Here is an 11484-nt window from a genome sequence, read left to right as displayed (position 1 = left end):
CCCCTCGTGGTCGTCGGACGACGTCACGGCTCAGGCGAGCCGGTTCCCTCACGTTCTGTGGCGGCCGCGGCCGCGGCCGCGCTGGCCGTCGCCGAGGCGCGCAGGAGTTGCCCCCAGCGGCCGTTCTCGGTCTCCAGCACGTCCTCGACGCGATCGATGAGCTCGGGTAGGTCGGTCGAGCTCGCGCCGTCCCAGTCGATGTCGGCCTGGTCGAGATTCCCGGCGGCGTCGTCGTAGAGCTTGCGCACGGTGTCGAAGTCGATCAGCGTGTCGAAACCGGCGATGACCGTGGCCAGCGCCGCCAGCAGCGCCGCGGTCAGTCCCAACGCCGTGCGGGCCGCCGGTCCGACGGGAGCGGCCCCGAGCACCCCGCAGATGGCGGCCACCCACAGCAGCCCGTTGCGCAGCAGGATCGCCTGGTCGTGCGCCGTCCGATACTCGGTGCTGCGGGCGCGGTACCAGGCCAGCTGGTTGGCGATCCGCTCGGTGCGGTAGAGCTGCCGGAAGTCCTCGTCCCGAGTGCTCACGACGGTTCCCTCCCGTGGCGCACGGCGCTCACCGCTCGCCGCAGCGCCCGGATCCGCTCGGCGTCCGTGCCGTCGAACGGTTCCCGGGCCGACAGGTAGTGAAAGTGCAGGGCGCGCAACCGCTCGGCCTTCACTCGGGCGGTGAGGTAGTCCTCCTGAACGGTGCGCTCCTTGTCGATCCGGCTGCCGGTCACCACCGTGGCGCTGACCAGGCCCAGGACGACGCCGGGCCACCAGTGGTCCGAGAAGGCCGCTTCGAGTCCACCCAGTCCGGTGACCAGCGCTGCGCCGAGTGCCACCAACAGGCGCTGGCGCCGATACCTGTTCTGGTACTGCAGAGCCGTCGCGTCCAGTTCGGCGAAGGCGGGGGCCAGGTGCTCCTGCACCACCGCGATGTCCTGGGCGAGGGAGGGGTGCCGCTGGGCGGCGTCTCGGGGAAGGACGGGCGTGGAGTGCGCCGTCGTCCGCAACGACGGGACGCGACGCAGGAGTGCGGGTCTCACGAGCTGCTCCTCACTCTGCTGCCCATCGATAATGGTCATCTTGGCCGGTCGCGGGGTACCTCGTCACGTCTGTGGCGCCCGCAAAGTCCTACAGTCGATGGCATGAGCGGGCAGACCCACCCCGAAGTGCTCGACGTCGCGGACCGAGCGGGTCTGCCGGCTGCGCTGGGCAGGCTCGGGATCGCCGGTGAGCGGCCGGTGCTGGTGAGCGTCGGGGGAGCGGCGGGCATGGACGAGCACCACGTGCGTGCGCTGCACGACCTGCTGCGTGAGCACCTCGTGCCCGTGTTGTCGCGGCACGGCGTGCTGGTGGTCGACGGCGGCACCCACTCCGGGGTCATGAGGGTGATGGGCGAGGCCGTCGACGGCACGGACGTCGTCCTGCTCGGTGTCGCGGCAACGGGCACCGTCGTGGTGCCCGGCCGGAATCCGGCGAATCCGGACGCCGCACCGCTCGACCCGCACCATCGCGCGGTCCTGCTGGTGCCCGGCACCCACTGGGGCGATGAGTCGCCCTGGATCGCGGCCGTGTCGGACCGGGCAGCCGGCTCCTCGCCGAGCGCGACCTTGCTGGTCAACGGTGGCACCATCACCTTCGAGGACGCCCGGCACAGCGTCGAGGTGGGACGCCCGGTCATCGTGGTGGCCGGCACGGGCCGGGCCGCCGACGAGATCGTCGCTGCAACCCGTGGCACGAGCGCCGACGAGCGGGCCGTGGCCATCGTGGCGTCCGGCCTGGTGCACGTCGTGGACATCGAGTCGGGCGAGGCTGCGGCGGCGACCGTCGAAGCGCTGCTCACCCGGGGCACTGCTGACGCAGGGAGCGGACCAGCTGTGCGCTGAGCCCAGCGACACGTCCCCGGATCCAGCCGTAAAGATCACGTTCGAGCGCTTCCGGCATCGGCACGTCGACTTCCGATCCTCGGGTTCGTGCCTAGGCTCGACCGGACACCACACAACAGATGGAGACACCACGAGCATGGCCACGACGACTGATGCGTCCCGCGCGCAGCGCGCTGCCGACAGCCACGACCGGATCCGCGTGCACGGCGCGCGCGAGAACAACTTGCGCAACGTCGACGTCGAGATACCCAAGCGCCGGCTGACCGTGTTCACCGGGGTTTCCGGCTCGGGCAAGAGCTCGCTCGTGTTCGACACCATCGCCGCCGAATCGCAGCGGTTGATCAACGAGACGTACAGCGCCTTCGTCCAGGGGTTCATGCCCACGTTGGCACGTCCCGATGTAGACGTCCTGGACGGGTTGACGACCGCGATCATCGTCGATCAGCAGCGCATGGGCACCGATCCACGCTCGACGGTCGGCACCGCCACCGACGCCAACGCCATGTTGCGCATCCTGTTCAGCCGCCTCGGCACCCCGCACATCGGCTCGGCCAAGGCGTTCTCGTTCAACATCGCCTCGATCAGTGGTGCGGGGGCGGTCACCCTCGAACGCGGTGGGCAGAAGGTGAAGGAGCGGCGCAGCTTCAGCATCGTCGGCGGCATGTGCCCGCGCTGTGAGGGGCGCGGCTCGGTCACCGACTTCGACCTGTCCGCGCTGTACGACGACACCAAGTCGCTCAACGAGGGCGCGCTGACGATCCCCGGCTACACCATGGACGGGTGGTACGGCCGCATCTACCGCGGCAGCGGCTTCTTCGACCCGGACAAGCCGATCGCGAAGTTCACCAAGCGTGAACTGCAGGATCTGCTCCACAAGGAGCCGGTGAGGATCAAGGTCGACGGCATCAACCTGACCTACGAGGGGCTGATCCCCAAGATCCAGAAATCGATGCTGTCCAAGGACGTCGACGCGCTGCAGCCGCACATCCGCGCCTTCGTGGAGCGGGCCATCACCTTCACCATCTGTCCCGACTGCGACGGCACCCGGCTGAGTGAGCTGGCGCGTTCGTCCAAGATCAAGGGCGTCAACATCGCCGAGGTCTGCGCGATGCAGATCAGCGACCTCGCGGCGTGGGTGCGCGATCTGGACGACGCCTCGGTCGCGCCGCTGCTCGCCTCGTTGCGCGAGACCCTGGACTCCTTTGTCGAGATCGGGCTCGGATACCTCTCGCTGGAGCGTCCCGCGGGCACATTGTCAGGTGGTGAGGCGCAGCGCACCAAGATGATCCGTCAGCTCGGGTCCTCGCTCACCGATGTCACCTATGTCTTCGACGAGCCGACGGTCGGGCTGCACCCGCACGACATCCAGCGCATGAACGACCTGCTGCTTCGGCTGTGCGACAAGGGAAACACCGTACTCGTGGTCGAGCACAAGCCCGAGGTGATCGCGATCGCCGATCACGTCGTCGACCTCGGCCCGGGTGCCGGCACCGCCGGGGGCCGGGTGGTGTTCGAGGGCAGCGTCGAGGGGCTGCGTGCCAGCGGCACCCTGACCGGACGGCACCTGGACGATCGGGCGAAGCTGAAGGCGGCGGTGCGCACGTCGTCCGGGGCCTTCGAGGTGCGCGGCGCGAGCGAGAACAACCTGCAGAACGTGGACGTCGACCTCCCACTCGGCGTCCTGGTCGTGGTGACCGGTGTGGCCGGGTCGGGCAAGAGCTCACTGATCCGCGGTTCGGTGACAGGCCGGGACGGCGTGGTCTCGGTCGATCAGGCGCCGATCCGTGGCTCACGGCGCAGCAACCCGGCCACCTACACCGGTCTGCTGGAACCGATCCGCAAGGCGTTCGCCAAGGCCAACGGCGTGAAGCCGGCGCTGTTCAGCGCCAACTCCGAGGGCGCCTGCCCGACCTGCAACGGCGCCGGAGTGATCTATACCGACCTGGCGATGATGGCCGGTGTGGCCACCACCTGCGAGGACTGCGAGGGCAAGCGATTCGACGCGGCAGTGCTCGAGTACCGTTTCGGGGGCCGCGACATCAGCGAGGTGCTCGCCATGCCGGTGACCGAGGCCGCGGAGTTCTTCGGCGCCGGTGAGGCTCGGACGCCGGCCGCGCACGTCATCCTGAGCCGGCTCGCCGATGTCGGGCTCGGCTACCTGAGCCTCGGGCAGCCGCTGACGACCCTGTCCGGCGGGGAACGGCAGCGGCTCAAGCTGGCCACTCAGATGGCGGACAAGGGCAGCATCTACGTGCTCGACGAGCCCACCACGGGCCTGCACCTGGCCGACGTCGAGAACCTCCTCGGGTTGCTCGACCGGCTGGTCGACTCAGGCAAGTCGGTGATCGTCATCGAGCACCACCAGGCGGTGATGGCGCACGCCGACTGGATCATCGATCTCGGTCCGGGCGCCGGTCACGATGGTGGGCGGGTGGTGTTCGAGGGGACGCCGGCCGATTTGGTCACCGAGCGCGCGACGCTGACGGGGGAGCACCTCGCGGCCTACGTCGGCGGCTGAGATGGGCACTGTGGTGATGCATGCGGTGGTGTCGGTGGATGGGTACATCGCCGACTCCAACGATCAGGTGGGGCCGCTGTTCGAGTGGTATTTCAACGGTGATGTCGACATCGTCGATGCGGGCCCGTTCAAGGTCACGCCCGCCTCGGCGCCGTACGTGAGATCGATGTGGCAGGGCATCGGAGCGATGGTGATCGGGCGGCGGCTGTTCGACCTGACGAACGGCTGGGAGGGAAGGCCGCCGACCGGCGAGCACGTGGCGGTCGTCTCGCACCGTCCTCGCCCCGAGGGCTGGCACCCCGAGGCGTCGTACACGTTCCACGACAACGTGGCCGAGGCAATCGCGACGGCCCGAGAACTCGCCGGCGCTCGCACGGTCGCCGTGGCGGCCGGTGAGGTGGGCGGGCAGGCGCTGGCCCTGGGGTTGATCGACGAGGTGGCGATGGACGTCGTCCCGGTGGTCTTCGGCTCGGGTCGGCGCTTCTTCGGCCCGCTGGATCGTCAGCAGCTCCTGGAGGACTCGGAGGTGCTGATCCACGGTGACCGGGTGGTGCACCTGAGGTACAGAGTCCGTCGCTGACGGCCAGGCTCGGGGTCAGGTGGAATCGCCCGGTCAGCTGACGCCTCAGCCGCGAGGCTGGATCGCCGCCTCGATGGTGGTTGCCACGCCACGCTGGGTCATGACGCCGGCCAGCTCGTCGAAGCGCGCGATGAAGCCGGGATGGTCCTCGAGACGCAGCGGGCTGAACGGAGCCAGTCGCAACACGGCGCGGGGATCGTCCCCTGCGCAGGCGGCCCGATCGTCCGGTGACAGCAACGGCTCGTGGACGTCGAAGGCCACCCCGCGGTCGTCGACACCTGTCAGGTACCGCCGGAAGCACAACAGCAGCAACGCTTCTCGTGACGGATCGAGTCCCTGCTCGATCTGGGTACGCAACGTCACCGTGTGGAAGACCGGGATCTTCGCGGCGCCGTCCATCGCGATCCGCAGCAACTGGTCACGCACGGCGGGATTGGCGAAACGAGACAGGATCTGGTCGCGGTAGTCCGGCAACTGGACGCCGGCCGGGGGAGTGATCAGCGGGATCACGTCCTGATCGACGAAGGTGCGCAACATGCGGTACACCAACGGATCGGCCATCGCCTCGTGCACGAACCGGTGGCCGAGCAGCACCGCCGGGTAGGACATCAGCACGTGACAGGCGTTCAGCATGCGGCCCTTGACCGCCTCGTACTGGGCGACCTCGGCACTCATGGTGACGCCGACCTCCTCCCACCGCGGTCGGCCGCTGGGGAAGTCGTCCTCGATCACCCACTGCAGGTGGTCCTCGCCGATGGTGGCCGCCGCGTCGTCGATCCCGGCCAGGGCATTGAGCTCTGCCCGGCGCGCATCGTTCACCAGGGGGGCGATCCGGTCGACCATGCAGTTCGGGAAGCGCACCTGATCCTCGATCCACCGCGCCAGCGCCGGATCGACCGCAGCGGCGTACCCGAGCAGCGAGCGGCGGATGGTGTCACCGTTGCCGCGCAGGTTGTCGCACGACATCACCGTGAACGGCGCCGTCCCGTCCCGGCGCCGTCCGTCGAGCGCTTCGATGAGCAATCGAAACACCGTGCGTGGCGGGCGTTCCGGGTGCTGCAGGTCGCCCGCGACCGCAGGTGTCGACACGTCGAACTCCCCGGTGCCCTCGATCAGGTGGTAGCTGCTCTCACCGATGGTCATGGTGACGATGCGGATGCCCGGATCGAGCAGGCGCGCCTGTGCCGCAACGGGATCGGCGGGTACGGACTCGTAGCCGACCATCGACCCGATGACGCGGCTGGCGTGCGAGCCGTCGGGGGCGAACTCGGTGACGGTGTGCAAGTTGTCCTGCGCGGCGAAGGCGGCGGCCTTGGCGGCCGATGCCGGCGAATCCACCACACCCACGCCGACGATGCCCCAGTCCTGCTGGCCCGCCTGGTGCAGTACCCGGTCGAGATAGACCCCTTGGTGCACCCGATGGAAGTTGCCGACCCCGATGTGCGCCACGCCTGCGGTCACCGCCGAACGGTCGTAGCCCGGGACGGCGAGCCCCGCGGGCAACGCACCGGTTCCATCCAACAGGGCCTGCTCGAGGTGGGGGCGACCAGTCATGGCGCACAGGCTAGAGGGTGCCCCGGAGCCGCCACCAGGAGGAACGCGGTGCCCTGGTGTACCGCTGCCTCACATCGCGCGGCCGAGGTTCTGCTGCAGGAACTTCAGCGCCACCCAGCCGGCCTTCTCGTCCTCGTCGATGAACGCACCGAACTCGTGTTCGCGATCCTGGTAGACGTAGGGGATGTCGATGCCCTTGGCCTTCAGGGCGTCGATCAGAGCCTGCACCCGTGCCCCGTTGAGTTGGCCCCCGACGCTGATGATGTGGAAGTCCGCGCTGGTCTTGCCCTCGACGAACGGCAGGTAGTCGGCGGGGTCGGCCATCGCGCCGTCCACCGACCAGACGGCGGCGAACATCTCGGGGTATTTCAGCCCGAACCGCATCGCGCCATGCCCCCCCATCGAGAACCCGGCCAGCAGACGGTGCGAGGGGCCTGCCTCGACCCGGTAGTTCTGCTCGATGAAGGGGATCAGTCGCTTGACGAGGTTGTCCTCGGCGGGGCCGGTCTCGCGGTTCTCCCACCGGCCCGTCGAGAAGCTGTCCGGGGTGACGATGATCGCCTGATCGAGCACGCCGGCGGCCATGGCCTTGCGCAGAGGTGGGGTCTGGTCCATGAAGCCGATGTTGTTCTGCTCCTTACCGTGCAGCGCATACAGCACGGGGTACCGCTTGCAGGCGGTGAAGTAGTCGTCCGGCAGGCTGATGCTGTAGCGCACGACCTGGCCCGATCCGTCGGTCGCCGTGAACTGGGTGTCCAGCCGCAGCGGCCCGCTGCGCCCGGGCTCGCAGCTGGCCGAGGAACCGGGTGACTCCGCCGTGGGCACCTCACCCGTCCGTGACGCAGGCGTCGGCGTCGCCCCTGACCGTCCGCGGTCGCGCAGCAGATAGGCCACCAGAACGCCCGCTGCCAGGATGACCAGGGCGGACGCCAGGGCGACGGCGCGTCGATTGCTGGACCGTGGAGGATGGGGGAGAGTCACCTGCCCACCGTAACCACCGTGACCGGAGTCGGCTCTCGATGCCGCGGAAGTACCCCGGGACACATGTCAGGGTGGGCAGTGGGCCCGGCCAGGTGGAGCAGGGTCTCGCCTGGTGCGCTCGACATGCCGAAACTCGAGAGGGGTGAGCGATGGCCGGACGCCCCCGCGCCGCCGTCCGGCAGGTCCTGGGTTCGCTGCCGCTGTTCAGCCAGCTGGCACCCCAGGGGCTGGACGCCGTGGCGCGCGCCAGTCGCTGGCGACGCCTCGAGCGCGGCGAGGTGCTCTTCGTCGCCGGCCAGGCCTGCGATGCCTTCTTCTGTGTGGTCGGTGGCCAGGTGAAGCTCACCCTGTCCGGCGCGGACGGTGGCGAGAAGGTGCTCGAGATCATCTCGGGGGGCGAGACCTTCGGCGAGGCCGTGATGTTCGCCGGACGTCCCTACCCGGTGACCGCCACGGCGCTGCTGCCCAGCGAGCTGCTCGTCGTCCCTGCCGTGACCGTGCTCGAACTGGTGGGAGCCGACCCGCTGTTCGCACGGCAGATGCTCGCCGGCATGTCGATCCGGTTGCACACGATGATCAGCGACCTGGAGTCGATCTCGTTGCGCTCGGCGACCCAACGGGTGGCTGGTCTGCTGCTCGGGCTGCGGGCCGACGTCCATGCCGCTGACGGCACCTCGGTGATCGCGCTGCCCGCGGCCAAGGCGGTGCTCGCCTCGCGGTTGAACCTGACACCCGAGACCTTCTCCCGCACCCTGCGCGAGCTGTCTCGAACAGGGGTGATCAACGTCGCCGGGCGCAGGATCACCGTGCTGGACGCCGAGCGCCTCGCCTCCGCCTGCTGAGCCCAGCCAGGCCCAGCCAGGCCCAGCCAGGCCCCGCGGGCGCAGTGGGCGCAGCGGGCGCAGCGGGCACAGCGGGCACAGCCCCCCCGCGAGCCTGACTCATGATCACGTTGAAGATCACGTTGAAGGATTCCGTCACGTTCATGCGAGGGAACCGCTCAACGTGATCTTGAATTGGGTGCGAAGTCCTCACCGTGATCTTCAACGTGATCACTGGCGGAGGCAGGGTGTGGGGCACGACACAGCTCGGGGGAGGTGGCCCTGGTCAGGGCTTGACCTGGGTCAAGGCCCGGACGGATCCGGCTGCCTAGGTTCGAACGGTCGACCGTCCCTACTCCTGTCGGAGGACCCTCACCGTGTTCTGTTACCAGTGCGAGCAGACCGACCGTTCCGGCGCCGTCCCCGGCTGTTCGGTGCTGCGTGGCACCTGCGGCAAGGACGAGACCACCGCAGGCCTGCAGGACCTGCTCGTCCACGCGGTCAAGGGGATCGGCCAGTACGCCACCCGGGCGCGGGCGTTGGGGGCGCCGGACGACGCAGCCGCGGAGTTCGCCATGTTCGCGATGTTCACCACGCTCACCAACGTCAACTTCACCGCCACCCGGTTCGTGCAGCTGCTCGGGGAGGCCGCCGAGGTACGTGACCGGGTCAAGGCCGGCTACGAGGCCGCGTGTGCCGCGGCCGGGGTGCCGGTCGAGCAGCTGGGTGGAGCGGCGGCGTGGCAGCCCGCCGAGGGTACCGACGGGCTGCTCGCCCAGGCGGCCGAGGCCGGCATCACCCTGCACCTGTCGCTGGTGGGGGAGGACGTGATCGGTGCCCGCTCGCTCAACCTGTACGGCCTCAAGGGTGTCTGCGCCTACGCCCACCACGCCGCCGTCCTGGGTCACACCAGCCCCGAGATCCTGGCCGGCGTCGAGGCCTCGCTGGACTACCTGGCCACAGAGCCGACCGACCTGGACGGCCTGCTGGGCCACGCGCTCGACCTCGGCACGTTGAACCTGAAGGTCATGGAGCTGCTGGACGCCGCGAACACGGGTTCGTTCGGCACCCCGGCGCCCACCCCGGTGCGGGTGACGCCCCGGGCCGGTAAGGCGATCCTGGTCAGCGGTCACGACCTGCGCGACCTGCACGCGATCCTGGTGGCCACCGAGGGCACCGGCATCGACGTCTACACCCACGGTGAACTACTGCCCGCGCACTCCTACCCGCAGCTGAAGGCGTTCTCGCACCTGGCCGGTAACTTCGGCGGTGCCTGGCAGGATCAGCAGCAGGACTTCGCGACGTTCCCCGGCGCGATCATCATGACCAGCAACTGCATCATCGAGCCCCGGCCCACCTACCGGCAGCGCATCTTCACCACCGGCCCGGTGGGCTGGCCCGGCGTGCGTCACCTGGCCTCGCTCGAGGACGGCGGCATGGCGCCGGCGATCAAGGCCGCCCAGGCGCTGCCCGGGTTCGCCGAGGATGCCCCGGAGGAGACCATCACCATCGGCTTCGGTCACCACACCGTGCTCAGCGTCGCCGGGGACGTCGTCGGCGCCGTGAAGTCCGGTGCCATCAGTCACTTCTTCCTGATCGGTGGCTGCGACGGCGCGCTGCCGGGGCGCAACTACTACTCGAAGTTCGCCGAGGCCACTCCCGAGGACAGCGTCATCTTGACCCTGGGCTGTGCCAAGTACCGCTTCAACCGGCACGAGTTCGGCACCGTGGCCGGGTTGCCGCGGCTGCTCGACGTCGGCCAGTGCAACGACAGCTACTCGGCGATCCGCATCGCCTCGGCGCTGGCCGAGGCGTTCGAGTGTGGCGTCAACGACCTGCCGCTGACGCTGGTGGTGTCGTGGTTCGAGCAGAAGGCTGCCGCTGTGCTGCTGACGCTGCTGTCGTTGGGGATCAAGGGAATCAAGCTCGGCCCGACGCTGCCGGCGTTCCTGACCCCGACGCTGCTGAACGTGCTGGTCGAGAAGTTCGACATCGCCCCGATCGGTGACCCGCTGGCCGACCTCGAGGCAGCCATGGCCGGCGCCGCCTCATGAGTGGGGGCCGCCTCGCCGGAGGGGACGCCCGCTACCCCGTCGATCTGGTCACCTCGGACGGCGTGAGCCTGCGCATCGAGGTACCCGACGGGCAGCAGGTGATCGAGGCCGCTGCGGCGGCAGGATTCGTCCTGCCGTCGCAGTGCGGCCAGGGCACGTGCGGCACCTGTCACGGCACGGCTCGGGGGGCGTATCGACTGGGGGCGCACAGTCCCGCGGCGCTGCCCCCGGAGCAGGCCGAGGCCGGCGGGGTGCTGCTCTGTCGCACCTACCCGTTGGGGCCGGTGGGGGTGCAGGTCAGCTATCCGCGCTCCCGCATCATCGAGGGGGGTATCGCCCGCCGCGACGCCGAGATCCTCGAGCTGGCGCCGGTGGCCCGGGACGGCATGTGGTTGCGGCTGCAGCTCGGCCCGGACGAGTCCGGTGGTACCGGGGCCGAGTTCGACCCGGGTCAGTTCATGGAGTTGCAGGTGCCCGGGGACGAGCGCCGTCGTGCCTACTCGATCGCCAATACCGCGAACTGGGACGGCGCGCTGGAGTTCTTCATCCGGCTGCACCCCGGTGGGTACTTCTCGGAGTTCTTGAAGCGGGCAGCGCCGGGGGATCCACTGATCGCGCACGGTCCGCTGGGAGCATTCGGGCTGCGGGACAGCGGGTTACGCCCGAGGTGGTTCGTCGCCGGCGGCACTGGCCTGGCGCCGGTGTTGTCGATGTTGCGTCGTATGGCGGAGTGGGGCGAGCCGCAGCCGACACGACTGTTCCTCGGGATCAGTGAGGTCGCCGATCACCCCGACCTGCAGGCGTTGCGGGATCTGGAATCGGAGCTGCCGCAGTTCGAGCTGGTGGAGTGCGTCTGGCACCCCGACCCGGGGTGGACCGGCACGTCGGGCACCCCCGCGGATGCGGTCGCCAAGGCTCTGGCGGCCGGTGGACCGACGCCCGACCTCTACGTCTGCGGCCCGCCGGCGTTGGTGGACGCCGTCCAGCGTGCCGGACGGGCTGCGGGACTGCCGGCCGACCACGTGATGACCGAACGGCTTCTTCCGACCTGAGGGACAGGCCGTTTGGCCCCCGCTGCCGGTCCGGTTCCTGGCCAGGCTGGT

10 protein-coding genes are annotated in these 11484 nt (G+C 69.5%); 6 read left to right on the top strand and 4 right to left on the bottom strand.

Going from position 1 to position 11484, the window contains the following annotated elements:
• Nucleotides 1-23 precede the first annotated feature (23 nt).
• Together IPK24_15265 and IPK24_15260 are read right to left on the bottom strand one after the other, a co-directional pair.
• On the bottom strand, nucleotides 24-527 hold the full coding sequence (locus IPK24_15265) for an SLATT domain-containing protein (protein ID MBK8076887.1): 504 nt from the start codon (nucleotides 525-527) through the stop codon (nucleotides 24-26).
• Complete coding sequence (locus tag IPK24_15260) at nucleotides 524-1030, bottom strand: DUF4231 domain-containing protein (protein MBK8076886.1); 507 nt, start codon at nucleotides 1028-1030, stop codon at nucleotides 524-526. Before IPK24_15260 ends, IPK24_15265 begins: the two co-directional genes overlap by 4 nt.
• 102 nt (nucleotides 1031-1132) lie before the next feature.
• Between IPK24_15260 and IPK24_15255 the strand changes: the two genes are divergently transcribed.
• The 3 genes from IPK24_15255 (at nucleotide 1133) to IPK24_15245 (ending at nucleotide 4971) form a co-directional block, all read left to right on the top strand.
• The gene (locus IPK24_15255) at nucleotides 1133-1873 is read left to right on the top strand and encodes a hypothetical protein (GenBank protein ID MBK8076885.1); all 741 of its coding nucleotides are present in this window, start codon (nucleotides 1133-1135) and stop codon (nucleotides 1871-1873) included.
• A 136-nt stretch (nucleotides 1874-2009) separates the two neighbouring features.
• On the top strand, nucleotides 2010-4391 hold the full coding sequence (locus IPK24_15250; protein ID MBK8076884.1) for an excinuclease ABC subunit UvrA: 2382 nt from the start codon (nucleotides 2010-2012) through the stop codon (nucleotides 4389-4391).
• 1 nt (nucleotide 4392) lies between these two features.
• Nucleotides 4393-4971 carry a dihydrofolate reductase family protein gene (locus IPK24_15245; protein MBK8076883.1) on the top strand — a complete coding sequence of 193 codons (579 nt, stop codon included), beginning with the start codon at nucleotides 4393-4395 and terminating at the stop codon, nucleotides 4969-4971.
• Between the two features lie 45 nt (nucleotides 4972-5016).
• On the opposite strand, the gene IPK24_15240 is transcribed toward IPK24_15245, so the two are convergent.
• Complete coding sequence (locus tag IPK24_15240; protein MBK8076882.1) at nucleotides 5017-6525, bottom strand: mannitol dehydrogenase family protein; 1509 nt, start codon at nucleotides 6523-6525, stop codon at nucleotides 5017-5019.
• 69 nt (nucleotides 6526-6594) lie between these two features.
• Nucleotides 6595-7506 (bottom strand): hypothetical protein, encoded by a 912-nt coding sequence (locus IPK24_15235; GenBank protein ID MBK8076881.1) that lies wholly within the window; start codon nucleotides 7504-7506, stop codon nucleotides 6595-6597.
• 149 nt (nucleotides 7507-7655) lie between these two features.
• Between IPK24_15235 and IPK24_15230 the strand changes: the two genes are divergently transcribed.
• The 3 genes from IPK24_15230 (at nucleotide 7656) to IPK24_15220 (ending at nucleotide 11433) form a co-directional block, all read left to right on the top strand.
• On the top strand, nucleotides 7656-8348 hold the full coding sequence (locus tag IPK24_15230) for a Crp/Fnr family transcriptional regulator (protein ID MBK8076880.1): 693 nt from the start codon (nucleotides 7656-7658) through the stop codon (nucleotides 8346-8348).
• Between the two features lie 356 nt (nucleotides 8349-8704).
• Nucleotides 8705-10381, top strand: coding sequence for a hydroxylamine reductase (gene hcp, locus IPK24_15225; GenBank protein ID MBK8076879.1), 1677 nt, complete (start codon nucleotides 8705-8707; stop codon nucleotides 10379-10381).
• On the top strand, nucleotides 10378-11433 hold the full coding sequence (locus IPK24_15220; GenBank protein ID MBK8076878.1) for a 2Fe-2S iron-sulfur cluster binding domain-containing protein: 1056 nt from the start codon (nucleotides 10378-10380) through the stop codon (nucleotides 11431-11433). The genes hcp and IPK24_15220 overlap by 4 nt, the downstream gene beginning before the upstream one ends.
• Nucleotides 11434-11484: the final 51 nt, after the last annotated feature.

The organism is Kineosporiaceae bacterium (genome assembly GCA_016713225.1).
Classification (GTDB): Bacteria; Actinomycetota; Actinomycetes; order Actinomycetales; family Kineosporiaceae; genus JADJPO01.
The sequence above is the reverse complement of the archived record's forward strand: the minus strand, read 5'-3'. Positions and strand labels throughout refer to the sequence as shown.